The sequence below is a fragment of the Novosphingobium clariflavum genome (assembly GCF_026420865.1).
Lineage (GTDB): Bacteria > Pseudomonadota > Alphaproteobacteria > Sphingomonadales > Sphingomonadaceae > Novosphingobium > Novosphingobium clariflavum.
The window spans coordinates 300,347-326,086 of the sequence record NZ_JAPCWC010000002.1; the positions used below are offsets into that span (position 1 = coordinate 300,347).

At 67.1% G+C, this 25,740-nt stretch carries 17 protein-coding genes and 2 tRNA genes; 8 read left to right on the forward strand and 11 right to left on the reverse strand.

Annotated features, from left to right (window positions below):
• On the forward strand, positions 1–3,471 hold the full coding sequence (gene mfd / locus OKA11_RS03775) for a transcription-repair coupling factor (protein WP_267218879.1): 3,471 nt from the start codon (positions 1–3) through the stop codon (positions 3,469–3,471).
• 54 nt (positions 3,472–3,525) lie between these two features.
• Here mfd and OKA11_RS03780 read toward each other — a convergent pair whose 3' ends face one another.
• The gene (locus tag OKA11_RS03780) at positions 3,526–4,851 is read right to left on the reverse strand and encodes a bifunctional diguanylate cyclase/phosphodiesterase (RefSeq protein ID WP_267218880.1); all 1,326 of its coding nucleotides are present in this window, start codon (positions 4,849–4,851) and stop codon (positions 3,526–3,528) included.
• A 149-nt stretch (positions 4,852–5,000) separates the two neighbouring features.
• Between OKA11_RS03780 and OKA11_RS03785 the strand changes: the two genes are divergently transcribed.
• The 3 genes from OKA11_RS03785 (at position 5,001) to OKA11_RS03795 (ending at position 6,159) form a co-directional block, all read left to right on the forward strand.
• Positions 5,001–5,780 carry an NAD kinase gene (locus OKA11_RS03785; protein WP_267218881.1) on the forward strand — a complete coding sequence of 260 codons (780 nt, stop codon included), beginning with the start codon at positions 5,001–5,003 and terminating at the stop codon, positions 5,778–5,780.
• Between the two features lie 146 nt (positions 5,781–5,926).
• Positions 5,927–6,001 (forward strand) — tRNA-Asn (locus OKA11_RS03790).
• Positions 6,002–6,084: 83 nt separating this feature from the next.
• Positions 6,085–6,159: transfer RNA gene (locus OKA11_RS03795), tRNA-Asn, on the forward strand.
• A 181-nt stretch (positions 6,160–6,340) separates the two neighbouring features.
• Here the strand turns inward: OKA11_RS03795 and secA are convergent.
• Together secA and OKA11_RS03805 are read right to left on the reverse strand one after the other, a co-directional pair.
• The gene (gene secA / locus OKA11_RS03800; protein ID WP_267218883.1) at positions 6,341–9,079 is read right to left on the reverse strand and encodes a preprotein translocase subunit SecA; all 2,739 of its coding nucleotides are present in this window, start codon (positions 9,077–9,079) and stop codon (positions 6,341–6,343) included.
• 109 nt (positions 9,080–9,188) lie between these two features.
• Entirely contained in the window at positions 9,189–9,467 is a 279-nt protein-coding gene (locus tag OKA11_RS03805; RefSeq protein ID WP_267218884.1) for a hypothetical protein, read from the reverse strand.
• A gap of 127 nt (positions 9,468–9,594) precedes the next feature.
• Between OKA11_RS03805 and argJ the strand changes: the two genes are divergently transcribed.
• The 4 genes from argJ (at position 9,595) to OKA11_RS03825 (ending at position 13,408) form a co-directional block, all read left to right on the forward strand.
• Positions 9,595–10,821 (forward strand): bifunctional glutamate N-acetyltransferase/amino-acid acetyltransferase ArgJ, encoded by a 1,227-nt coding sequence (gene argJ / locus OKA11_RS03810; RefSeq protein WP_267218885.1) that lies wholly within the window; start codon positions 9,595–9,597, stop codon positions 10,819–10,821.
• Between the two features lie 3 nt (positions 10,822–10,824).
• On the forward strand, positions 10,825–11,448 hold the full coding sequence (locus OKA11_RS03815; RefSeq protein ID WP_267218887.1) for a glutathione S-transferase family protein: 624 nt from the start codon (positions 10,825–10,827) through the stop codon (positions 11,446–11,448).
• Between the two features lie 23 nt (positions 11,449–11,471).
• The gene (locus OKA11_RS03820) at positions 11,472–12,284 is read left to right on the forward strand and encodes an inositol monophosphatase family protein (protein ID WP_267218888.1); all 813 of its coding nucleotides are present in this window, start codon (positions 11,472–11,474) and stop codon (positions 12,282–12,284) included.
• Between the two features lie 455 nt (positions 12,285–12,739).
• Entirely contained in the window at positions 12,740–13,408 is a 669-nt protein-coding gene (locus OKA11_RS03825) for a hypothetical protein (RefSeq protein WP_267218889.1), read from the forward strand.
• A 14-nt stretch (positions 13,409–13,422) separates the two neighbouring features.
• Here OKA11_RS03825 and OKA11_RS03830 read toward each other — a convergent pair whose 3' ends face one another.
• The 8 genes from OKA11_RS03830 to OKA11_RS03865 form a co-directional block, all read right to left on the reverse strand.
• A complete protein-coding gene (locus OKA11_RS03830) occupies positions 13,423–14,043 on the reverse strand; it encodes a hypothetical protein (RefSeq protein WP_267218890.1) in 621 nt (206 codons plus the stop codon).
• A 197-nt stretch (positions 14,044–14,240) separates the two neighbouring features.
• Entirely contained in the window at positions 14,241–14,561 is a 321-nt protein-coding gene (gene trxA / locus OKA11_RS03835; protein WP_142633036.1) for a thioredoxin, read from the reverse strand.
• A gap of 84 nt (positions 14,562–14,645) precedes the next feature.
• A complete protein-coding gene (addA, locus tag OKA11_RS03840) occupies positions 14,646–18,140 on the reverse strand; it encodes a double-strand break repair helicase AddA (protein WP_267218891.1) in 3,495 nt (1,164 codons plus the stop codon).
• Positions 18,137–21,163 (reverse strand): double-strand break repair protein AddB, encoded by a 3,027-nt coding sequence (gene addB, locus OKA11_RS03845; RefSeq protein WP_267218892.1) that lies wholly within the window; start codon positions 21,161–21,163, stop codon positions 18,137–18,139. The genes addA and addB overlap by 4 nt, the downstream gene beginning before the upstream one ends.
• The gene (locus tag OKA11_RS03850) at positions 21,156–21,881 is read right to left on the reverse strand and encodes a nucleotidyltransferase family protein (protein ID WP_267218893.1); all 726 of its coding nucleotides are present in this window, start codon (positions 21,879–21,881) and stop codon (positions 21,156–21,158) included. Before OKA11_RS03850 ends, addB begins: the two co-directional genes overlap by 8 nt.
• The gene (locus tag OKA11_RS03855) at positions 21,878–22,876 is read right to left on the reverse strand and encodes an aminoglycoside phosphotransferase family protein (protein WP_267218894.1); all 999 of its coding nucleotides are present in this window, start codon (positions 22,874–22,876) and stop codon (positions 21,878–21,880) included. The genes OKA11_RS03850 and OKA11_RS03855 overlap by 4 nt, the downstream gene beginning before the upstream one ends.
• Complete coding sequence (gene tsaE / locus OKA11_RS03860; protein ID WP_267218895.1) at positions 22,873–23,319, reverse strand: tRNA (adenosine(37)-N6)-threonylcarbamoyltransferase complex ATPase subunit type 1 TsaE; 447 nt, start codon at positions 23,317–23,319, stop codon at positions 22,873–22,875. Before tsaE ends, OKA11_RS03855 begins: the two co-directional genes overlap by 4 nt.
• Positions 23,316–25,676 (reverse strand): sensor histidine kinase, encoded by a 2,361-nt coding sequence (locus OKA11_RS03865; RefSeq protein WP_267218896.1) that lies wholly within the window; start codon positions 25,674–25,676, stop codon positions 23,316–23,318. Before OKA11_RS03865 ends, tsaE begins: the two co-directional genes overlap by 4 nt.
• Between the last annotated feature and the right edge of the window lie 64 nt (positions 25,677–25,740).

Genomic DNA, 25,740 nt, shown 5'->3' on the forward strand with positions numbered 1-25,740 from the left:
ATGGCCGATTTCCAACGCATAATCTCGGCTACCTCGCCGCTTACCCTCGCCTCGGTCACGCGCGGGGCCCAGCCTCTGGTCATGGCGGACCTGGCCCGCGCCGCAAAAGGCCGCGCGGTGTTCATTGCCGACAACGAAAGCGCCATGCGCGCCGTTGCCGAGGCCGCGCAGTTCTTCGCGCCGGAACTGGATGTCGTTGAATTCCCCGCGTGGGACTGCCTGCCCTACGACCGCGCCAGCCCTGCCCTTTCGGTCAGTGCCCGCCGCCTGGCCGCGCTGCACCGGCTGCAGCTCAAGCGCAGCGGCCCGCAGCTTCTCGTCACCACCGCCAATGCCGTGCTCCAGCGCGTGCTCACGCCGTTCCGTATTCGCGAATCGGTGCGCCTGCTCAAGCCCGGCGCGGAAATCGGCCATGAAAGCCTGATCGCGCTGCTGCGCCGTCAGGGCTATCAGCGCAGCGACACCGCCATCGACGCGGGCGAATTCGCCGTGCGCGGCTCGATCTTCGATATCGTGCCCTCAGGCCTTGAAGGCGGCCTGCGTCTCGATTTCTTCGGCGATGAGCTGGAAACGCTGCGCCTGTTCGATACCGGCACCCAGCGCTCCACCGGCACCGTCCCCGAACACCTGCTGCTCCCCGCCAGCGAAGCGCTGATCGACGAGGACAGCGTCAAGCGCTTCCGCAGTCGCTACCGCGAGATGTTCGGCGCCAATGCCACCGCGGACCCGCTCTATCAGGCGGTCAGCGACGGCCGTCGCCTTGCCGGCATGGAACACTGGCTGCCGTTGTTCGAAGACCGTCTGGTCACGCTGTTCGACCACCTTTCGGACGACGACCTGCTGGTGATCGACAGCCCCGCGCTCGGCGCCGCCGACGAGCGCTTCACCGATATTGCCGACTATCACAAGGCCCGGCTCGAAACCTCGGGCCAGAAGGCGGGGTCGTACCGCCCGCTGGCGATCGACGCACTCTATCTGGGGCGCGAGGAATTCGAGCAGGCGGTGGCCGGCTTCCCGGTCCACCGTGCCGATCCTTTCGCGCAGCCGGAAAGCACCAGGGTCATCGACTTCGGCTTCGGCAACGCCCGCGATTTCACGCCCGAGCGTGCGCGCGGCGACAATGCCTATGAGGCCGCCGCCAAGCACCTGCATGCCGTCGCCAAGACCGGCCGCAAGGCGATCCTCGCCGCCTATTCGACCGGCAGCCGCGCCCGCCTCGTCTCGATCCTCGGCGAAGCGCAAGGCCCGGAACCCAAGCTTGCGGAAACCTGGCAGGAAGCCCTCGGCCTTGCCGTGCAGGGTCGCTCCGCCGCGCTGGTGCTGCCGCTGGAGACCGGCTTCTCCAACGATTCGGTCGAAGTCGTCACCGAGCAGGACATTCTGGGCGACCGTCTTGTCCGCCGGAAGAAAAAGAAGAAGGATTCGGACGCCTTCCTCGCCGAACTGGCGGCGCTGACGCCCGGCGACCTGATCGTCCACATGGACCACGGCATCGGTCGCTACGAAGGCCTGCAGTCGATCCCGGTCGGCAAGAGCCCGCACGACTGCGTGATGCTGACCTATGCGGGCGGCGACAAGCTCTACATCCCGGTCGAGAACCTCGACGTCCTCTCGCGCTATGGCAGTGAGGCGGAGGGCGTTGCGCTCGACAAGCTGGGCGGCGAGGCATGGCAGAAGCGCCGTGCCAGGCTGAAGGAACGCATCCGCGAGATCGCGGGCGAACTGATGAAGACCGCCGCCGCACGCGCCCTGCGCGTCGCACCGGCTCTGCTTCCCGAAAAGTCGAGCTACGACCAGTTCGTCGACCGTTTCCCCTGGCAGGAAACCGAGGATCAGGAACACGCGATCGACGACGTGCTGGGCGATCTGGCCGAAGGCAAGCCGATGGACCGCCTCGTCTGCGGCGATGTCGGCTTCGGCAAGACCGAAGTGGCCCTGCGCGCGGCCTTCGTCGCCGCCATGGCGGGCCAGCAGGTCGCCGTCGTCGCGCCCACCACCCTGCTCGCGCGCCAGCACTATGCGAGCTTTGCCGAACGCTTCAGCGGCTTCCCGCTCGAAGTCGGCCGCCTCTCGCGCCTTGTGCCCGAGAAGGAAGCCAAGGCCACGCGCGAGGGCCTGACCGCAGGCACCATGGACGTGGTCTGCGGCACCCACGCGATCCTCTCGAAAACGGTCAATTTCAAGCGCCTCGGCCTCGTCATCGTCGACGAGGAACAGCGCTTCGGCGTCAATCACAAGGAGCGCCTGAAGCAGCTTCGCACCGACGTGCACGTGCTGACGCTCACCGCCACGCCGATCCCGCGCACGCTGCAAATGGCGATGTCGGGCCTGCGCGAACTTTCCACCATCCAGACCCCGCCGGTCGACCGCCTTGCGGTGCGGACGTACGTGATGGAATGGGACGAGATGGTGATGCGCGAGGCCCTGCTGCGCGAACACCATCGCGGCGGCCAGAGCTTCATCGTCGTGCCGCGCATCTCGGACATGGCCGAAGTCGAGGAATGGCTGGCCAAGAGCGTGCCGGAAGTGAAGGTCATCTCCGCCCACGGCCAGATGAGCGCGGGCGAAGTGGAAGAGCGCATGAGCGCCTTCTACGAGGGCAAGTACGAAGTCCTGCTGTCGACCACCATCGTCGAGAGCGGCATCGACATTCCGCGCGCCAACACGATCATCATCCACCGCGCCGACCGCTTCGGCCTTGCCCAGCTCTACCAGCTGCGCGGGCGCGTGGGCCGATCGAAGCTGCGCGCCTATGCCTATCTGACGACACCGGCGGGCCGCGCGCTGTCAGAAGTGGCCGAAAAGCGCCTCAAGGTCTTGAGCGATCTCGATTCGCTGGGTGCCGGTTTCCAGCTTGCCAGCCACGACCTCGACATTCGCGGCGCCGGCAATCTGCTGGGCGACGAACAGTCGGGCCATATCCGCGAGGTTGGCTTCGAACTCTACCAGTCGATGCTGGAGGACGCGATCCTCGAAGCGCGTGCAGGCGGCGTCGGGCTGGAGAAGGATACCTCGGGCCTGTCCCCGCAGATCACGGTGGAAGCGCCGATCATGATCCCGGAGGACTACGTTCCCGATCTAGCCGTGCGCATGGCGCTCTATCGCCGCCTCAACGACGCCGACAGCAAGGACGAGATCGAATCGCTCTCGGCCGAAATGATCGACCGTTTCGGACCGCTCCCCTCGGCCACCTCGAACCTCGTCCAGCTCATCCAGATCAAGCGCCAGGCGATCGAGGCGCATATCGCCAAGATCGACGTCGGCCCGCGCGGCACGCTGGTCAGCTTCCACAACGACAGCTTCCCGAACCCCATGGGCCTGATCGCCTATGCCGAACGGCTTCAGGGCGCGGTCAAGCTGCGGCCGGACAACAAGCTGGTGCTGCAACGCGCCTGGGGCGATCCCAAGAGCCGCCTCAACGGGTTGCTGCAGCTGACCAAGGGCCTCGCGGCGGTGGCGCGAAAAGGTTAAGCGGCGATGGCGCGGAAAGGATAGGCGGCGGTAGCGCGCAAGGGAAAGGCGCCGCTATCCCACCGAGCGGGCCAGGCTGTCGAACATCGCGGTGCTCATCGGCTGCGCGCGCAGGAATCCCTGATAATAGGCACAGCCCTCGCGCGCGGCGACCTGGCGCTGGGCCTCTTCCTCGATGCCCTCGGCGATGACCTGAAGGTCGAGCGCCTTCGCCATCGCAACGATGGCACGCAGCACCGCCACGTCGCGCTTGTCGGTGGTGATGCCGTCGATCATCGAGCGATCGAGCTTCAGGTAGTGGATCGGCAGGACCTTGAGATAGCGGAAGTTGCAGAAGCCCGCCCCGAAGTCATCCAATGCGATCCGGATGCCCTGCGCGGAGAACTCCGCCAGGATCTGGGCAGCCTGCGAGATGTCACCGATCAGGGCCTGCTCGGTCACTTCCAGCGTCAGCCTGCGCGGCGGAAACCCGCTCGCGCGGACAAGGTCCAGCATCTGGCGCACGTAATTGCCGAAGGCGAGGTCCGCCGGCGTGACATTGATCGACAACCGCAAAGCCTTGGGCCAGTTGCCCGCCGCTTCCAGCGCCTTGGCGGCGATGTGACGGGAGAGCGGCGCCACGTGGTCGGCCCGCTCGGCAATGGCGAAAAGGCCGCCCGCACCGATCCGACCCAGGCGCGGATGCTTCCAGCGTGCCAGGGCTTCCGCCCCGGTCAACCGGTCGTCCTCGAGGCTGAACTGCGGCTGGAACAGGATCTCGATCTCGTCGCGGTCGATCGCGCCGAGCAGGTCGGCCTCAAGCTGTGCAGCCGAATGGCCGGGCGGGGTCGCTTCGCCCTCGGCCCAGGCAAGCCGCGTGCCTTGCTGGTCGCGCGCGGATTCCAGCGCATGGCCGAGCCGGTCCAGCATCGAATCCACGCCTTCATCGGCCAGCGCGCGAATCAAGGCGATGCGCGGCGACAGGCGCAAGACTCCCGAGGGCACCGCGATGGGGCGCGACACCGCCTCGGCCAGCTGATCGGCAACCAGTTGCCAGCGCTCCCGGCTGCAGGCCTCATTGGCGACCAGCGCGAAGGAACCACCCCCGGCGCGCGCCAGCAGCCAGTGACCGTCGAGTTCCTCGTTCGCGAAATGCGCGATGCGGCTCGCCACTTCTTCCAGCGCCCCGTCACCCGCAGCCGCGCCATAGGCCATGTTGATGGCATCGAGCCGGCGCAGGCCGAGCAGCATCGCATGGATATGCGCGCCCGGCCCATTCTCGCTCGCCTGGCGCCAGGCCGCGATCCGTTCGCGCACGGCATCAAGCCCCGGAATTCCGGTCAATCTATCCTCAAGACCGCGTGCCAGCTCTGCCGGCACCCCTTCCCTGCTCAAAACCATGCGCCTTTCCTAACCCCATCCCCATAACGCAAGCCCCTTGCAAAAGCGTTCAAAATTCGAAAGGTCCGACGAAGTGACGAAGGCGTCACGGTCACGCCTCGCCGACCGCGGCAACGAGGCGCAGCATGACCGCCTCAAGGAAATGAAGAATGAGCGACGAACCCCGGCTGGCCCTCATCGTTTCGGACAGCGCCAAGGCACAGGAAGGCGCCGAGGCCTTGCGCGATGCCCATGACTGGGTGAGCCCGGAAGAAGCCGATGTCTTCGTGGTGCTGGGCGGCGACGGCTTCCTGCTGCACGTCCTCCACGAGATGCTCGACCGCGACCGCATCAAGCCGGTCTACGGCATGAACCTGGGCACGGTCGGCTTCCTGATGAACGGACCGCACGACCATATCCCGATCATCCACCGGGTGATGGAGGCGCACTCGGTCCCGGTGACGCCGCTGCGCATGTACGCGGTCAGCAACGACGGGCGCGAGTACAAGTACTACGCCATCAACGAAGTCTCGCTGCTGCGCGAAACCCGCCAGACCGCCAAGCTGGAAGTGCGCATCAACGGGCGCGTGCGGATGGAGGAACTGGTGGGCGACGGGGTGCTGGTGGCAACGCCGGTCGGCTCCACCGCCTACAACCTCTCCGCCGACGGCCCGATCCTGCCGCTCGGCGCTCCGATGCTGGCGCTGACGCCGCTCAGCCCCTTCCGCCCGCGACGCTGGAAGGGCGCGATCCTGCCCGAGAGCGCAGAAGTCGAATTCCACGTCAACGAATCCGAGAAGCGCCCCGTCGCCGCCGTCGCCGACCAGAAGGAAGTGCGCGACGTGAAGTCGGTGCGAATCCGCGCGACGTACGAAAAGGAACTGACGCTGCTGTTCGACCCCGGCTTCACGCTGGAAGAACGCATCTTCGCCGAGCAGTTCCAGGTCTGAAATCGCAGCAATTCCGCGCCTCCCGGCACCGAACCATCGCCTGTGGAAAAATTTTCGCCGCATTTTGCGCAAAGTCAGGGTTGCCAATCCCTACGGCACTGTTATAGGCGCACCCCTGCCCAGCGGTGGAAACACTGACAGGCCGGTCCCCGATAGCTCAGCGGTAGAGCATTCGACTGTTAATCGAATGGCCGTAGGTTCGAATCCTACTCGGGGAGCCACTTCTTTTGAAGGGTTCGAAGCGGTATCGAAAGATGCCGAAAGCAACTCTTCCGCCCGCCGGTGGAAACACCGAACAGGCTGTTCCCCGATAGCTCAGCGGTAGAGCATTCGACTGTTAATCGAATGGCCGTAGGTTCGAATCCTACTCGGGGAGCCACCTTTCCTACATAGACATCGCCAGCCATTCGCTCCGTGCCGACCTGCAAGGTCCGCGCGCGTTTTTGCGTGCTCATTTCGCCCGCAGCATTGGACAAAGAAAAAGGGCCGCAGCATCCGCCGCAGCCCCTTCCGGTAATCGAAGAAGGCCGAGAGGAATCCTCCCGGCCCGCTTACCCGACTCAAGCAAGCGCGCCGTGGCAGTGCTTGTACTTCTGCCCCGACCCGCAAGGGCACAGCGCATTGCGGCTGATCGGCAGGTCCGCATAAGGGTTCTCGCCCGAGCCGCCGAGGCCTACGCCCGCCTGCGGGCTGCCCGCCAGCGATCCGAACAGTTCGGGCACCATCGCCGAGCCATCGCCGTCGTTCGAATTGTCGATGCCGGTCAGCGGATCGATATGGCCGGTCAGGAAGTCCGGCAGTTCGGGAAGCTGCACCGGCTCCGGGATCTGCAACTGGCTGACCGCCAGGATGCGCGTCACGTCCTCGCGGATCGTGTCCAGCATGCGCTCGAACAGACCGAAAGCCTCGGTCTTGTATTCGTTGATCGGCGTCTTCTGGGCATAGGCGCGCAGGAACACCACCTGACGCAGCGCATCGAGGGTGGCGAGATGCTCCTTCCAGTAGTGGTCGATGCGGTCGAGCAGGATCGACTTCTCGACCTGGCGCCAGATCGCCGGATCGTCGTTCGCCATCTTCTCGGCCATGTGCGCGTCGGCCATGGCGGCAATGCGCTCCTCGACGAGTTCGGGGTCGACGCCGTCCTCTTCGATCCACGCCTCGATCGGCACGTCGAGCGCAAGGATCTCGGCCGCCCTGGCCTTGAGAGCCTCGACGTTCCAGTGCTCGGGGTAGGAACCCTGCGGGCAGGCATCGGCTACAATGGAGTTCACCGTATCCGTGCGCATGTCGATCACGACATCGTCCACCGTCTCGGCGTCCATGATGTCCGAGCGCTGCTCGTAGATCACCTTGCGCTGGTCGTTCATCACGTCGTCGTACTCGACGACCTGCTTGCGCACTTCGTAGTTGCGCGCCTCGACCTTCTTCTGCGCGGTCTCGATGGCCTTCGACAGCCACTTCGAACCGATCGCCTCGCCATCGGCCAGGTTGCTGTTCATCATCTTGGCGAACAGCGTGTCCGGGCCGAAGATGCGCAGCAGGTCGTCCTCGAGGCAGAGGTAGAACTTCGACAGGCCTGGGTCGCCCTGACGGCCCGAACGGCCGCGCAGCTGGTTATCGATGCGGCGGCTTTCGTGGCGCTCGGTACCGATCACGCAGAGACCGCCAGCGGCCAGCACCAGGCGCTTCTGCTCGGCCACTTCCGCCTTGATGCGGGCAATCGCCTCGTCGCGCTCCGGCCCCTCGGGCATGTCACGCAGCTCGTCCTCGATGCGGAACTCGACGTTGCCGCCCAGCTGGATGTCGGTGCCGCGGCCCGCCATGTTGGTGGCGATCGTCACCGCGCCAAGACTGCCCGCCTGCGCGACGATGTGGGCTTCCATCTCGTGGAAACGGGCGTTGAGAACCGAATGCTTGACGCCTTCCTTGGTGAGGAAGTCCGAGAGCAGTTCCGACTTCTCGATCGACACCGTGCCCACGAGCACCGGCTGGCCGATCTCATGCTTCTCGCGGATCAGCTTGGCGATGGCGCCGAACTTGTCGAGCGTGTTCTTGTAGAACTCGTCTTCCTCGTCGATGCGCTGGATCGGCACATTGGTCGGGATGGTGACGACGTTCATCTTGTAGATGTCGTAGAACTCGGCCGCCTCGGTGGCAGCCGTGCCGGTCATGCCCGAAAGCTTCGGGTACATGCGGAAGTAGTTCTGGAAGGTGATCGAGGCGAGCGTCTGGTTCTCGGGCTCGATCTTGACGCCTTCCTTGGCCTCGACCGCCTGGTGCAGACCGTTCGACCAGCGGCGACCGTCCATCATGCGGCCGGTGAATTCGTCGATGATGACGACCTTGCCGTCCTTGACGATGTAGTCGGTGTCACGCTTGAACATGACCACGGCCTTAAGGCTCTGGTCGAGGTGGTGGACGACCTGGGTGTTCTCGACGTCGTAGAGGTTCGAGCCGACCAGCAGCCCTGCGGCCTCGAGCATGCGCTCGGCCTTCTCGACGCCGTCTTCGGTCAGGCTGATGTTCTTGGTCTTCTCGTCGGTTTCGTAGTCCTCGGGGACGAACTGCTTCACGACGGCATCGACCTGAATGTAGAGTTCCGACTTGTCGTCAGTCGGGCCCGAGATGATCAGCGGGGTTCGCGCTTCGTCGATCAGGATCGAATCGACTTCGTCGACGATCGCGAAGTTGAACGGGCGCTGCACCATCTGGCTGCGCTCGTGCTTCATGTTGTCGCGCAGGTAGTCGAAACCGAACTCGTTGTTGGTGCCGTAGGTAATGTCGGCGCCGTAGGCTTCGCGGCGTTCCCATTCGTTGAGGTTGGGGACGATCACGCCGATGGTGAGGCCGAGGAAGTTGTGCAGCTTGCCCATCTGCTCGGCGTCGCGGCGGGCGAGATAGTCGTTGACGGTGACGACGTGGACGCCCTTGCCCTCGATGGCGTTGAGGTAGGTGGCGGTGGTCGCCACCAGGGTCTTGCCCTCACCCGTGCGCATTTCCGCGATTTCGCCGCGGTGGAGGACGATGCCGCCGATCAGCTGCACGTCGAAGTGGCGCATGCCGAACACGCGCTTCGAGGCTTCGCGCACGGTGGCGAAGGCTTCGGGCAGGATCTTGTCGAGGGTGCTGCCTTCGGCGAGCATTTCGCGGAACTTGGGCGTCTGTGCGGCCAGTTCCTCGTCGCTCATGGCTTCGAGGACGGGCTCGAACGCAGCGATCTGGGCGACGACCTTGTCGAGCGACTTGACGTAGCGGTCGTTGGACGAACCGAAAATGGACTTGGCGAGTGCGCCGAACATGGCGGGAATCCCTGTTTTTCTTGAATATCGAGAATGGCGGACATGCGCGCCTCCACCTTTGCGGCAGAGCGCTGAAATAGGTTCGCGAAGGAGCGAATGGGCGGCGCGCTTACTCGCGCGCGCGGTCTATCCCAGTGAGGACCGCAGGAACCGCCAACGAAACCGGCACCGCAACAAGCGGCGGGGCATGACGGCGCGTGTTCCGCAGACCCGGTTCGGGCAACCGCGCGAGAGCAACCGGGGCACGCGGCGCCTTGGCGGCCACGGCAGCCTCAGTCAGCACCACCTGCAGGCTGGCCACCTGCGATGCACGCGCTTCGGCAGGGCCGATCTGCGCGGCAAGGCCCGTCAGCAGGGCCAGCAGGGTGAGGATCAGGCGATTTGCCATGGCGGATCAGATAAGGGCGCCTCGGCGCCATGTCCACACCAGAGAACGCCCTGCCCCGAGTTTACACACGTATCCCCGCACGCACCACGAGTCTTGACCTGTCGCACCCACGCGCTACGCACCCGCCATGGCCTATCCCACCTCACCGCTCGCCTCGCCCTTCCCCGCCATGCCGCCGATCGCCGGCGTCACCCCGCACGTCGTGCGCGCAGGGTACAAGGACTGGGGCCGGTGCGACCTCACTTACGTCGAACTGGACGAGGGCACGGCCGTCGCCGGCGTGTTCACCAGGAACCTGTGCTGCTCCAGCGAAGTCGAACTGGGCCGCGTCAACGTGAAGCAGGGCCATGCCCGCGCACTGGTGGTCAACGCGGGCAATTCCAACGCCTTCACCGGCTACCGGGGCCGCGAGGCGGTGGAGCAGATCATGGATCAGGTCGCCGCCCATATCGGCTGCCCGCGCGAGCAGGTCTTCGTATCCTCCACCGGCGTGATCGGCGTGCCGCTGCCCAAGGACAAGGCCCGCGAAGGCGTGGAGAAGGCGCTCACCGCCCAGCCCTGCTCGTGGGAAGACGTGGCCAACACCATTTCCACCACCGACACTTTCGCCAAGGGCGCGACGGCCACGGCGATGATCGGCGACACCAAGGTCACGCTCGCCGCCGTCATCAAGGGCTCGGGCATGATCGCGCCGGACATGGCGACGATGCTCGGCTACATCTTCACCGATGCCGCCGTGGAGCCTGCCTTCCTGCAGGAATGCCTCGCCGCCGCGAACTTCCGCACGTTCTCGTGCATCACTGTCGATTCGGACACTTCCACCAGCGACACCGTGCTGGCCTTCGCCACCGGCAAGGCCGGCAACGCGCCGCTCTCCTCGATCGCCTCGCCCGGCGCCCATGCCTTTGCCGCCGCGATCCATGACGTCTGCCGCCAGCTCGCCCACCTCGTCGTGCGCGACGGCGAAGGCGCGCAGAAGTTCATCGAGGTTGCCGTCTCCGGCGCCGTCTCGGACGAGAGCGCGAGGCTGGTCGGCATGGCCATCGCCAACTCGCCGCTGGTGAAGACCGCGATTGCCGGTGAAGACGCCAACTGGGGCCGCGTGGTCATGGCCGTGGGCAAGGCAGGCGAACCGGCCGACCGCGACAAGCTCTCCATCGGCTTCGGCGGCACCTGGGCCGCGCGCGAGGGCCTGCCGCTGGCCGATTACGACGAGGCGCCGGTCGCTGCCCACCTCAAGGGCCAGGACGTCACCATCGAGGTCGACCTCGGCCTTGGCGAAGGGGCTGCCACCGTGTGGACTTGCGACCTCACGCACGGCTACATCTCGATCAACGCCGATTACAGGAGCTGAGCGATGGCCGCGCCCGTGTTCACGATCTGGGGTCGCCTCAACTCCCACAACGTCAAGAAGGTCGCCTGGTTCGCCGAGGAACTGGGGCTGAACTATGTCCGCCACGATATCGGCGGCAAGTTCGGCTATACCGACGAGTACCTCGCCAAGAACCCGAACCGGCTGGTGCCGATGATCGAGGACGGCAAGCTCTCGCTGTGGGAATCGAACGCGATCCTGCGCTACATGGCGGCCGAGTACGGCGGTGAGCGCTGGTTCCAGCGCGATCCGATCGACCGCGCGCTGGCCGACCGCTGGATGGACTGGCAGATCACGTATGCCGACGCCCAGCGCCTGCCGTTCCTGTCGATGGCCCGCACCCCGCAGGACCAGTGGGACATGCCCGCCATCGAGCGGGACGTGAAGGCCTGCGCCGCCCACCTCGCGGTGCTGGAACGCTACCTTTCCGAGAAGCCCTGGCTCTCCGGCGGCCAGTTCGGCATCGGCGACATCCCCATGGGCGTCTATGCCTACACCTGGTTCAGCCTGCCGTTCGAGAAGCCGGAATTCCCCGCCGTGGCCGAATGGTACGCCCGCATTCGCGAGCGCAAGGGTTATGCCCAGCAGGTCATGATCCCGCTTACCTGATCCCTCCGTTAAAGGCCTCGCGCATGATCCCCCCTTCGCTCAACGCCGCAGTCGAGACGATCATGCGCGAGGTGTCTCGCGACGTGATCCTGCGGCACTACCAGTCGCTGTCAGCCGAACAGATCGTCAGCAAGGCGGTGAACGACGTCGTCACCGTGGCCGACCGCGAGAGCGAGGCGATCCTTGCCGAGCGCCTCGCCGCCCTGCTGCCCGAGGCCGCCGTCGTCGGCGAGGAAGCCACGTTCGCCGACGAGGACGAACTGCTCAAGCTCAAGGACCGGCTCTGCTGGATCGTCGACCCGCTCGACGGCACCAACAACTTCGCCTCCGGCAAGGCCCCGTTCGGCATGCTCATCGCGCTGGCCGACAAGGGCGAGACGCTGGGCGGATGGATTCTCGACTGCCTGACCGGCCGGTTCTGCCGCGCCTCGGCAGGCGGCGGCGCCTGGGTGGACGGGGAACGCCTCACCGCCCGCACCACCGCAGAGCAGCCGCCGGTCGCCGCGATCTCGCTGATCTTCACGCAGGAATCCCGCCGCGAGCAGCTGCGCAGCGAAGTCGCCCCGCACTACCGCATGGTCGATATTCCGCGCTGCGCGGCCGAGCAGTACCCTCGCCTCGCGCTCGGCCAGAACGACGTCGCGATCTTCGAGCGTACCTTGCCGTGGGACCATGCGGCAGGCGCGCTGTTCCTCAACGAAGCCGGCGGCAAGTGCGCCCGCCCCGACGGCAGCGCCTACCGGGTCGACGAGATCGGCCGCAAGGGCCTGATCGGCGCGGCGAGCCCGGCCCTGTTCGAAGACCTTGCCATCCGACTCGCCGCGCTTCCAGAATAAGACCAGCTTCAACGTCATACTATGGCACAAGGTGACACGTCGGTTGACACAGTTGACACGGTCCTGAGGAAAGACCGTCTCCATGTGCCGAAGTGTCACCTTAAGGCGGCATGACGGTCGATTTCCCAACGATTTCAAAGATGATTTTTCAGGTGCGATCATGGCAGGTCGCAGCGATGTAGGAAAATCGTTCGGCGTTTGCAGTCGCGCGCGCACTCGCGAAGGCTCCAGTGCCCACCCGTGCGGCATTGTCCCCCCTGCGGATTCCCGCCCCCTCCGGCGTCACTGAACTGTTCCTTTACCGGGACGGGGATGGGAGAACGGCCATGAAGCCATCGGGGAAGCCACCGGGGACGCCATCGGGAAAACCATCAGGCTTGGCGGGCTCGATCTGCACGATATTGGCGCTGACCTCATGTCTGGAATCCAGTCCGGCTTCGGCGCATTCCGAAAGGATGTGGGGTGAAACCGGCGCGCAGTATCTTCCCCAAGCCGTGGAATGGTCGCTTTCGGACCTCGCCACCCCCGACCAGACCAAAGTGGAAGTCGTCGACCGCGACGACGGCGACGCCGGATGGCGACTGGAAGGCGTCGCCGTGCGCTCCTACGATCCGCTGTCCCTCGCGCTTCCCGCAAAGCTGATCGACGACCATGACACCGACCGGTTCCGCACCCGGCATTTCAGCGCCAGCGCGTGGCATGCGCTGGGCGACCATGACACCCTGCGCTTCACCGCCGTCGCCGGTCGCACCAGCCGCCGCACCGACGATTCCGTGGTCCTTCCCGCCAAGACCCTGACCGGATTTGCCGGTGCTCAACTGGCCTGGGAGCATGCGCGAACATGGTCGTTCTCGATCGGCGCTTTCAGGCAAGGCGGCTGGGGCGGCCGCTCGCTCGAACGCGATCTGCTGCATTTCTCGAACGGCGAACCGCCTGCCGCGCGCGGATTGAAGGCCTCCTGGCGCATGAAGCTGCAGGGCAACGAGAGCGACAGCGCCGGAAGCGGTATCTGGGTGGGGCTGGATTCCCGTCTCGGCACCCGCGCGGCCGGACTAGGGGGTGCGCTGGCGCAGTCCGCGCACCATGAATCCCGTCTCGGCCTTGTGCTTGCCTCCAGATTCTGAAGCCGGGCGGCCGGCTACTGCGCCTTGCCGAGCGAACAAACCCCTGTTCTCTCGCCCTTCACCGACCAGCGCATGATGTCCGGCGGTGTCCTTTGCTGGCCTATTCCCGGGGCATCCGGCAGGTTCATCAAGGGCTCCCTGCGGTTCTCGAAATCGAGCTTCAGGGCCGAGCCGCCGTAATTTCCCGAAACGTACATCATCAGCCGCGTCTGGAAGCGGGTCACCCTGCCCGTGCTCTCATCCTTCGAACTGGCAAAGCCACCCTGGCAGGACTGCGTCGCCTGCAATTGTCCCTGGCCCAGACGCATCTTCAGCGGACGGCACTCCGTCGTTCCCGCAGCCTGAGAGCGCCCCTCGCCCACCAGCAGGCGCACGAAGTCCTCCACTTGCGTATCGGCAAGGCAGAAGTGCCACTCCCGGTCCTTGCCCACGGCCATCGCCGTGTCGCCCCCATCGAGGCTTTTGCCGATGCGATAGGACCGCGAAATCGTGACGAGCCAATCCCCGCCTTGCATCGTCCTCTGCTCGCGCGTGCCTTCGACGACAATATCCTGCGGGTCGGCGTCACCCTGCGCCTGCGCGGACCAGGCGGACGCCGCCATCAGGAAAACGGGAACCGCACGAAACCAATGCATGGCAAGCCCTCTGCTCGTTCTCATCCGCAATGATCGGTCGCTGCGGGCGAACAGCTTGGAACTATGGAAGAAATACCAAGAAATGCAACGCCTAGTATTTCCCGCAATATCCACGAAGGGCAAAGAAAAACCCCCTCCACCGCGCAGGTGAAGGGGGCTTCTCATTCATCCGGGGCACCAACGGCCCCAGTGAATTCTCAGAGTTCGCCTTCGAGCCAGCCCTTGAGCGCGCTCTTGGGCGCCGCACCCAGCTTCTGGGCGACCGGCTTGCCGTCCTTGAACAGCACCATCAGCGGGATCGACTTCACGCCGATCTCGGCGGGGATGCCGGTGTTGGCCATGATGTCCATCTTGGCGATGGTCACCTTCTCGGACAACTCGTCGCTGATCTCTTCGAGAGCGGGACCGATCATCTTGCAGGGGCCGCACCAGTCGGCCCAGAAATCGACGAGAACGGGCTTGTCGGACTTCAGGACGTCGTCTTCGAAGCTGGCGTCGGTAACGGCAATGGTTGCCATGAACTTGAACTCCTCGGGGGTATCTCGGGTTGATCGCAATCTAGGGAGGAATCGCCGGGAGGCAACGCCCCGGCGCACATAGCTTTACTGGACCTGTGCAAAGTCGGGCTTGTGCGCGGCCAATGTCGCGGACGGTACTTCGATCAGGCGCGGAACGGAAGTGTAGAGCAAGGCGACATCCACCGCGCGGCCCGGGAACGCCACTTCCAGCGCGGCGGCATAGGCCGCCATCTGCCGCATCACCCCTCTCGGCACCTGCTCCAGACGTTCGGGCGGACGGCGCGCGGTCTTGTAATCGACCAGACGCACACGGGTGGGCTCGACGATCAGGCGGTCGATCGTACCCGCCACCACGTGCCCGCCGACGACGGCGGCGACCGGCACTTCGGCAAGGCTCCGGGGCCCGAACAGGTCGGCCCAGTCGGGATTGCCCAGCACCGCCAGCGCGCTCTCCAGCATCGCCTGGCGCACCGCTTCATCCAGATCGGCGGCATTGCGGGCAAGCCATTGCCAGCCCGCCTCCTCGCGCATGTCGGCAGCGACTTGCGGTAAACGTTCGAGCAGCTTGTGCACCAGTGTACCGCGCCGCAGGGCATCGCGGCCCGCACCCGGCGGGAACGGCGGATCGGGCGCATCCTCCTCGCCCAGCGCCGAAGGCGCCAGCGGACGCGGCGGACGCGGTTCGGCGGGGGCGACCCGCTCCAGCCAGCGCGGCAGCGGCTCACGCAACGGCAACTGCACCGAGCGGACCTCCGGCGGCAAGGGGGCGGGCGGCGCGCCGTAATCGCAGCGCGTGCCCCAGATCGCGTCTTCCACTTCGGCACCGTCCTCGAACAGGCTGCGCAGGCGGGCGAACCAGCTCTTTTCGGCCGGGCCGTCCTTGTCGCGCTTGCCCAGCGCGCCGCCAACGAACAGCGCTTCCTCGGCGCGGGTCATCGCGACGTAGAGCAGGCGCCAGTGTTCCTGTTCGTCCCCCTCGCGGTTTTCGGCGATCTGCGCGGCGATGCGGCCGGCCTTCTCGTCCTTCGACAGCGGCGGCAGCGGCACCTTGCGGCGCGCCTCGCGCGGGTCGGCGAGTTCGAAACCGCGCTCGCGCGCGGCCTCGGGATTGCCGGTGGCATCGGCGAGGATGACGATCGGCGCCTGCAGGCCCTTCGATCCATGCGCGGTCATCACGCGGACAAGCCCCTGCGCGGCGTCGGCCTCGCGCTTCAGCTCGCCGTCGCCGGCATCGAACCATGCGAGGAAACCGGCAAGGCTGGGCGTGTCGGTCATGACATAGGCCTGCGCGGCGTTGACCAGTTCGTCGATCGGGTCGTTGGCCTCGCTGCCCAGCCGCGCCACCAGCTTGCGCCGCGCCTGCCATGGCCCGACCAGCAGCCAGTGCAGCATCGCCTGCGGCGGCGCGTAGTCGGCCTTCGCGAGCAGTTCGCCCAATTGCTCCATGACCATGCCGATCTCGGGGCCGGACTGGGTGCGCAAGTGATCCCACAGGCGCACGCCCTTCGCCCGATGCCCAAAGCGCAGCAACTGCTCCTGACTCCAGCCCACCAGCGGCGACACGAGCAGGCTGGCCAGCGTCAGGTCGTCCAGCGGCTGCACCGCAAAGCGCAGGGCGGCGATCAGGTCCTTCACCGCCAGCGGCGCGCCCAGACGCAGACGGTCGACGCCCGCCACCGGCACGCCCGCCGCATGGAGCCGCGCGACGATCAGCCCGGCCAGTTCCTTGCGCTGACGCACCAGCACCATGATGTCGCCTGCCCCGGCGCGGCGCGGCTTGCCCTTGTGGAGCGCGAAACCGGGGCCGCTTTCATCCAGCCATTCGCGCACCTGACGGGCGATGCGCTCCGCCATCTGGCGATCCGGGCGGGAGAGCCAGTTGGGCTGCGCCCCATCGGCGTCGTCGGTGTCGAGGGGTTCTTCCTCCTCGACTTCCTCGGTCACCGGCTGCCACAGCGCGACATAGCCGGGACGTTCCTGCCCGACGTGGCGTTCTGCCGGACGGTCGAGCCCGAAGTTGCCGTGGCCGATGCCGCCGATGGCCTCGTCCACGAAATCGAGCACTTGCTGCGCGGTGCGAAAACTGCGGTCGAGCCCGAGTTCGACCAGCCGGCGCGGTGCCGCCGCGCTGCGCAGCATGTCGGCATTGTCCGCCGCCTGGTCCATCATGGCGCGCACGCGCTCTGCCGCGCGGCGGAAGTTTTCCGGGCTGGTGCCCTGAAAGCGGAAAATCGCCTGCTTGTAATCGCCCACCACGAAGAGCGTGCGCATGAGTTCGCTCCGCTGGCCCTCCCCGGCCCAGAACTCCTCCGCCATGGCGAAGACGATGTCCCACTGCGCGGCATTGGTATCCTGCGCCTCGTCGACGAGGATGTGGTCGAACCGGCGGTCCAGCTTGTAGCGGATCCAGTCGGCCGAAGCCTGCCCGCGCAAGAGGTCGGCGGCGCGGCGGATCTGGTCGTCGAAGTCGATCAGGCCTTCGCGCTGCTTCGCCTCGTCCCAGGCGATCGCAAAGGCGCGGCCAAGGCGCAGCGCGGGCACCAGCCGGTCGGCCAGCCCCAGCATCGCCTTCACTTCGCGGATGCGAACCAGACACTCGCCCACGCGCGAGGCATAGCCTTCGTAATCCGGCTCGAACTTCGCAAGGTTCTTGGCGCTGCGGACCGCGTCGTCCTTGGTGAACAGCGCGCCGTAGAGGTCTTCCACCTGCTCCGCGCGCCTGGCGGGCGAATGCATGAGCCAGGGCACCAGCACGTCGGTCGCCTTGTGCGCGGTGGCGGTGTTCCACTCGGCCAGCACTTCGCAGCACCGGCGCAGCGAACGGACGTCGAACTGGTCGTCCGCGCACATGGATGCCAGCATGTCCTCACCGGCGTCGGCGGGTAGCCCCAGCAGCCGCAGCACATGCCCCCGCATGTCGCCCGCCTGCCACGAGCCCGGCCCGAACCACGCCTCCCGCGCGGACGCGCAGCGCAGCAGGAAGTCCATCACCGAGTCCGGACCATGCCGCAGCGAAAGCTGGGCAATGGCGCGCAGCAAGTGCGTGTCGCCCAGTGCCGCCTCTTCCGCCTCCACCAGGAGATCGGCCAGAACCTGCCGCGCCAGCAAGGTGCGTTCACGGTCTTCCATCGGGCGGGTGCCGGGAACCAGCCCCGCCTCCAGCGGGAATGTCGCCAAGAGCCACTGCGAGAAGGCGTGGATGGTATCGATCCGCAAGCCCCCGCCGGGGCAATCGAGCACGGCGGCAAACAGCGTGCGCGCCCGCGCCATCGTATCGGGATCGGTCGGCGCGCCGATGGCATCGAGGCGCAGGAACAACTGCGTCTCTTCCAGCCGCACCCATTCGGCCAGCGTGCCGTTGATGCGCGCGGCCATTTCGGTGGCGCCGGCCTTGGTAAACGTCAGGCACAGCACCTGCGAAGGCGAAACGCCTTCCTGCAGCAAGAGCCGCAGCACGCGCGAGGAGAGGACCTGCGTCTTGCCGGTGCCCGCCGATGCCGAAAGCCAGACGCTGTCACGCGGATCGACCGCGCGCATCTGGTTGCCATGCAGCGGGTGGACGGTTGCCGGGCCGCTCATGCGCCCTCTCCCGTCCCGGGATCGGAATCCCTGGGTTCAGACCGGCCACCGAGCGAGGTGATCCACTCATCCAGCCGCATCAACTGGTCGTAATCGGCGTAGGAACCCAGTTCCGGATTGAGCCTTGCCGTGAACGGCTCGGTGCCCAGGATCCAGCGGTCGAGCGCGTCGTTCAGATAGTCCTCGGTATGCGGCATGAACTCGTCCGGCAACACGCCGGTGCGCTTGCTGCCTTCCTTGAGCGGGGTGGTGGTGTAACCGATGCCATCCTTGTTCTTGGCCATCGACCAGTATTCGAAGGCCTGCGCCTCGCCGTGGATGACCTTGTCGTCCAGATCCTTGAACCCGCCCGCTTCGGCAATCATCGCGACAAGGCCAAGCTGCAGCGCGAAGCCCTCTTCCACGCGGCGCGTCGTCGGCGGCGAACCGGTCTTGTAGTCGACCACCGCGAGCTTGCCGTCCGCCAGCCGGTCGATACGGTCGGCCCGGCCGTGAACCTTGATGCCGCGATAATCCATGCCGCCCTTCGCTTCCGTGGCGATGACGCGGCGGCCATGGGTCTTGTGCGCCAGCACGAGATCGCGGAACGTATCGAGCGCGGCGGAAAGACGCGGCCACCACAGCGCACGCATCAGCGGATGGGCGTTCTTCTCCACCAGGACTTGCTGCGCGATCGGGTGCAATCCGTCGACCGGCTCGCCCGCGCGGTGCCAGCGCTCCATCACCAGGTGCGCGACTTCGCCCTTCCAGGCCGCGCTCGGCTCCGCGTCCAGCGCATCGAGACGCGATAGGCCGAGGACCGCATTGGCGTAGAATTCGTAAGGATCGCCGCGCAGGCGGTCGAGCCCGGTGACCGAGAGGTCCACCCGGCGCTGCTCCGCGCTGGGCATCGGCTGCGGGCGCGGATGCGCGGGAACCGGGGCGCCATCGTCGATCATGCGGGCAAGGCGCAGCGCCTCGGTCTCGACATGGCGCTCCGCCTGTTCGCCCAGCAACGCCTTGACGCGCAGCACGAAGCGCGAGGGGATCACCGGGCCGCCGGCATCGCGCAGCGCCCAGCTGAGCACCACTTCGGGTGCGCCCAATGCTGCGGCAAGGTCGTGCGCCGCAAGGCCGATGCGGAAGTCGGCTCCCGGCACCCCCAGCGCGCGCAGCACGGCGGGCGGCAGCAGCGCGTCCTGCGCGGGAGCGGCGGGCCAGGTGCCCTCCACCAGTCCGCCGCAGATGACCAGATCGGCGCGGCTCATGCGCGCTTCCAGCAGGCCGTAGATCGAGACGCGCGGATGGCCGCCCCAGGGCGGGCGCACCGCACCGCGGTCCATCACGTCGCGCAGCATGGCGTGGAGTTCGCGCGGATCGAACAGCGTGCCGGCCGAGGCGGCAGCGGCGCGCAGTTCCTCCACCATGGCACTGAGCGAGCGCCCGTCCGCGCCGGACCAGATCGCCTCGCCGCAGAGCCGTTCGGCAGCATCGGCGAGCGTGCCCAGCATCGTGTCGAGCGGTTCGCCTTCATCGAGCGCGAGCAGCGGCGCCAGCAACGCCTCGACCTCGCCCCACCATTCGCCGATCTTGCGTGCCTCGGCGATTTCCGCCAGCGCGGCAAGGCCGCCGCCGGGGCGCGGTCCGCGCAGCCCCCGGTCCAGCTTGCGCGCTGATTCCAGCCAGGCCGCACGGCCTTCCCCGGCACCCGCCAGCGGATGCACCAGCAGCGCGATCAGCGGCACCGGTGCGGCCTGATCGGCCATGACTTCGGCCAGAAGCAGCATCAGGCGGCCCGCGGCAGTCTGCGACAGCGGCAGGCCCGCGGTATCGTCGGCGGCAATGTCCCAGCGGGTGAGGTGCGCGACGACGCGCGCGGCCAGCCCGCGATCGGGGGTGATGACCGCCACGCGCCGCTCGGGCACTTCCAGCGCCTGCCGCACGAGAATGGCGATGGCCTGTGCCTCCTGTTCGGGATGCGCGCTTTCCATCATGCGCACGCCGGGCAGGCGCCGCCGTTCCGCCTCCAGCCCCACCCATGCCGTCGAGGCCTGCGGCGGCAGGAACAGGTTGGAGATCACCGTGCTGCGCGACGGCGGCGAAGCCCCCGGACCGGAGCGGTGCCAGGCCGTCACTTCCTCGCGGGCGATGCCCATGCGGTTCAGCAGCAGCTTGAGGTGATATTGCGGATGCGTCACCGCGTCATGGGGCCCGAACGGCGGCTCCTCCGGCCCGGCCGGATTGCCGGCGGTGCCGAGTTCCTCCCAGACGTCCTGCGGCAGCGCGAGGTCGAAGTCGGGCAGCACCACGCTGCCCTCGGGCAATTCGCTCACCACCCGCAGCAATTTCGCCAGCGCGGGCGAGGCGCTGGTGACGCCCGCCGCGACGATCGGGAAGACCGGCGGTGCCGTGCGCCAAGCGCGGGCGGCATGCTCGAACAGCTGGTTGCGCCGCTCCGGCGCGTCGATCTCGCCGCGTGCCGCGAGTTCCGCCAGCCAGTATTGCTGCACTTTCAGGAAGGTACGGGTGTTGTCGGTCCAGTGACTGGCGAGTTCCCCGACCACGCCGATCACCCGCTCGCTCATCAGGTCGAGCGGGGCAATCCCCTCGACCAGCAGGCGGTCCATCGTCCGGCCCAGTTCCCACGCACGGCGCAGCAGCGCCGCGCCCTTGCCCGCCGCATCGCCGTCGACTTCGCGCAGGTAATGGGCCAGCCGCAGCCAGCGGCGGGTAGGATCGGCCGCCGGCGCAATGTCTGCCGCGCCGAGCGGATCGAGCAGCGGGCCCAGCGTCTCGTCAAGGTCGAGATCGCCCACCACCACCATGCGCGGCAGCAGCAGGCCCGGCGTCTCGACGCTGCCCGCATGGCGCACGAAGGCCTCGGTCACCGTGCGCACGGCGCGGCGACTGGGCAGCAGCAGGGTCAGCCGGGCAAGGCCAAGCTCGCCCTGCCCGTAACGCGGTGCCAGGCCCGCCACGAGGGCGTCCGCGAAACCGCGATGTGCTGCAATCGAATAGACTTTCGGCCCGGCCCTCTCAGGCACGGGTCAGCCAATCCTCGGTCGGCCGAATCGCCGCCGGTTCACCCACTTCGAACCACATGCCGGTATGGGTAATGCCGTAGAGACGGCCTTCCTCGATCGCGCGGCTCCACAGCAGGTTGGTGGAGAACGGCCCTTCCGGCGCATCGCGCAGCAGACGCTTCGACACCAGTTGGATGCCCATGTAGATGAACGGCGCGACATGGCCGGGCTTGCGGCGCGAGACACGGCCCACGGCATCGAGATGGAAGTCGCCGGCGCCCCGATGGTGCATTGCCTGCGGATGCGGCACCACCAGCAGCAGCGCGTCCATGCGTTCCTCGTCCCAGGCGCGCGAGAGTTCGTGGAACACGTCCTCCGGACCGTCGAGCCAGATATTGTCGCTGTTGAGGCAGAAGAACGTCTCGGGCAGCAGCGGCGCGGCCTTGACCATGCCGCCGCCGGTTTCGAGAAGCTGCGCGCGCTCGTCCGAAACGGCCACCTGCGGTCCCTGGTGACGCGCCTTGAAGTGTCCTTCCAGCGCGTCGGCAAGGTAGTGGACGTTGACCACCGCCTTCTCGATCCCGGCTGCATCCAGCTTGTCGAGCGTATGATCGATCAGCGACTTGCCCGCCACCCGCACGAGCGGCTTGGGCTGGGTGGCGGTGAGCGGGCGCATGCGCTTGCCGATGCCGGCGGCCAGCACCATCGCGGTATCGCTGGCGAGCGGGCCCCGGTTCATGCCGCGAAGCTCCCGCCATTGGCCGCGCGCAGGTCATCGGGCACGTTGGCATCGAACCAGCGGGCCACCGGCTCCAGCGCCGGATGGGCAAGATCCCGCTCCAGCTGCGCCCATACGCGCGGGATCAGATCGAGGTAGCGCGGCTTGCCGTCGCGCTTGAACAGGCGCACGAAGATGCCGACGATCTTGGTGTTGCGCTGCGCGCCGAGGCGGGCGTAATCGGCCAGGAACGTCTCGGGATCGACCCCGGTCGCGCGCAGGTAATGGTCGAACATCTCGGCCTCCAGCTCGGGCGAAACATCGCGGCGGGCATCCTGCAGCAGCGAGACGAGATCATAGGCCGGGTGACCGATCAGCGCGTCCTGGAAGTCCAGCAGCCCCTGCTTTTCGAGCGCGCCGAGCAGCATGATGTTCTCGGCGTGATAGTCGCGCAGCACGGTGACGCCGGGACGCTGGCGGGGCAGCATTTCGCCCAGCACGCTTTCCCACGCGGCGCTGAAACCGGCGGCGTCGACCGAGAGGCCCTGCGCGGGCGCATACCATTCGAGGAACAGCCGCACCTCGCGCTGGTACTCGCTCATCGAATAATCGAGGAACGGCCCGGGCGGCAGCTTGTGGAGCTGCACCAGCGCATCGATCGCGCCCTTGTAGATCGCGCGTTCGTCGTCCGGCCACTGGTCGATGTAGTCGCGCATGCGCGCATCGCCGAAGTCTTCCATCAGCACCAGGCCGCGCTCGGCCTGCTCGGCCAGGATGCGCGGGCTGCGCATGCCGTTGGCATCGAGCCAGCGCGCCGCGCGCAGGAACGGCTGCGGGTCCTCGGTCGGCGGCGGGGCATCCATCAGCATCGCGCATTCGCCATGCGCCCCGCGCACGCGGAAGTAGCGGCGGAACGACGCATCGCCGGCCAGCGGCTCGACTGTGGCGCCCTGCCATCCGGCATCGGCAAGGAAGGGCGCGAGGCCCTTGGGAAGATCGGCGGGAATCGTGGTCATTGCGGGATTCGCCCTAACCAATCCGCCCCCGCTTCGACAATGGCGATCCTGCCCTCTTCCGCAACTTCCAGCGTAATCGAGAGGCAGCCCGGCTCATGTTTGAACCCGCCGGCGTGATCGGGCCACTCGGCAAGGAGTGCGGCGCCCTGCCGGTAGTCGTCGAGACCGATCTCGTCCGCCTCGGAAGGATCGGCCAGCCGGTAGAAGTCGGCATGGATCAGCGGCAGGCGGACCGCCGGCGGATCGTAGACCTCGATGATCGCGAAACTGGGCGAAGGCACTTCGCCCTGATACCCGAGACCGGCGATGATCGCGCGGGCGAGCGTGGTCTTGCCAGCGCCAAGGCCGCCCTCCAGCGCGACGACATCGTCCGGCCACAAGGCCTCGGCAATGGCGCGGCCAAGCCGGTCCATCGCCGCAAGATCGGGAAGCGCAATCTTCATTCGGGAAGCTCCACCAGCGCGCTGGTCCCCTTGCCGCGTTCGGAAACGAGCCGCAGCGCGCCGCCGTGCGCCTCGACCAGCTGGCGCGCCAGCGGCAGGCCGAGCCCCTGGCTGCGCTCCACCGACTTGCCGTCGGCGCTCTGCTTCATGCCGTCGAGCGCGAGGGCGAGACTGCGATTGTCCATGCCCTGCCCGCGATCCTGCACGAGAATCTGCACCACGCCCTCGCCCTCGGGCGACTTGCGTCGTGCCATCTGCACGAGAATGCGCTGTCCGCGCGGCGAGGCGGCCATGGCGTTGTCGACCAGATGGCCGACCGCCCGCGCCAGACGCCGGCGGTCGCCCGGGAAGGGCCGCAGCAGCCCGTCGGCCCGCAAGTCGAGCACCAGCCCGGCACGTTCCAGACGCCCGGCCCGTTCCTCCACCACCGAGCGGATGAAGGGCATCGGGTCGATCTCTTCCTTCTTGAGCGGCAGCAGCCCGGCCTCGCTCTGCGACAGGTCGAGCAGGCTGTCGATGTGCTCGCCCAGCTGGTCGACCGAGGCGATGATGGCCGCCACATATTCCTGCCCGCCGGGATTGAGCTCGCCGCCCACGCCCGCTTCCAGCAATTCGGCAAATCCGCCGATCGAGGTGAGCGGGGTGCGCAATTCATAGCTGATCTTGGCGAGGAAGCGGGTCTTGATCGCGTCCGCCTCGATCAGCGCCTCGTTGCTTTCGCGCAGCGCCGCTTCGGCCTTCTGCGAATCCGTGATGTCGAGCACCGCCAGCAGGCCGTTGCCGTCGGGCAGCGGCACGCCCGCATATTCGAGCATCCTGCCGTCGGCGAGCGCGATCCGCCCGCCCTTCTGGGTGCGGTCCAGCGCGGCGGCACGCACGGCCACACCGATCGCTTCGGCCTCGGCCGGACGCATGAGCCGCGGCGCGATCTTCTTGAGCAAGGCCTCGACGTGCGGGTGGGTATCGAGAAAATCGCTCTCCATGCCCCAGTCGGCGGCAAAGCGGCGGTTCCACAGCTGCACGCGGCCATCGGGCGCAAAGACTGCGACCGATTCGTACAGGCTGTCGAACATCGCCGTGCGCGTGCGCAGCAGCGTGTCGCGCACCGCCGAGAGGCGCAGCTGTTCGGTGCGATCTTCCGCGATCAGCAGCAGCCCGCCGTCGGGCAGCGGCTGGGCGACGATACGCAGGTGCGTACCGTCCGACAGCGTCCAGGCTTCCTCATGGCTCTCGCTGGAGGCGAACCAGGCGCCCTTCTCGCGCCGCCAGGCCGGGAAGTCGCGCACTTCGGGAACCCGCTGGGCATCACGCGCGGCATCGAGCAGGCGTTCGAACACCGGCGGGTCTTGCAGCACTTTCGGCTCCAGCTTGAACAGGCGCTGGAACGGCTGGTTGGCAAAGCTCAGGCGCTTGCGGGCATCGAACTGGGCGACACCGGCGGACAGCTGGTCCAGCAGGGCCCGCTGCGCATCGCGGAAAGCCCGGAACGAGCGCGACATTTCCTCGAGATCTTCGATGTCCACCGCGTAACCGGCAACCCCGTCATCGCCCAGCGGCAAGTCGCTGACCCGCATCGCCCGGCGCTGGCCGTCGATCGTGGTGGAAACGATGCGCTGGATCGGCGCGCCCTTCTGCGCGGCGATCCGCGCGACTTGCGCGGGGCTGACGCCATCGACGTTCTCGACGAGTTCGGTACCCGCCGCCACCACGCCTTGCGCACTCTCGCCGCCGACCGCAGTGACATAGGCCGAGTTCACCAGTTGCAGTTCGCCATCCGGACGGCGGAACCACATCGGCATCGGCGCCGCCTCGATCAGCGAGACCAGGGCGGTGAAGTCGCCCCGCGCGCGCGCCGCCTCATCGCGCAGGCGGACAAGTTCGCCCTCGCTGTCGGAAAAGTCGAAAAGCCAGACCAGCGCCGCACCGCCAGGCGAGACCTGCGGATCGGCAAGATGGCCGCGCAGCGCCAGCGAACGTGCCGAATTGCGCGGCGTCACGACCATGCGGAAGGGCGCGGCGCTCTTCTGGGTGCGGCGTACCGCCTCGGTCAGTTCGGCCAGCTTGTCGGAAGGAAGGCCGCGGTCGCCGCCGTCGAGTTCGGACAGGAACTGGGGCACCGCGTCAAAACCCAGCCACTGGGCAACGCGCGGCGGCCCCTCGATGCGGCCGTCGGAACGCACGAGCAGCGGGATCGCCGGCGATTCCTCAACCATGCGGGCCAGGCGCCGGGCGGAACGAAGCTGCGCTTCCGCGCGCTTCTGGCGGCCTCTGGCGGAAAGCACCGCCCAGGCCGCCGCCAGCATCCATGCGGCAAGAAGCAACCCGATTACGAGAGGTACGAAGCGTTCGTGATCCATTCACCCCCGGCTATGCTGTCCCCGCGCCGCAAAGACAATGGGGAGAGTACCGCAGCGCCGGTAC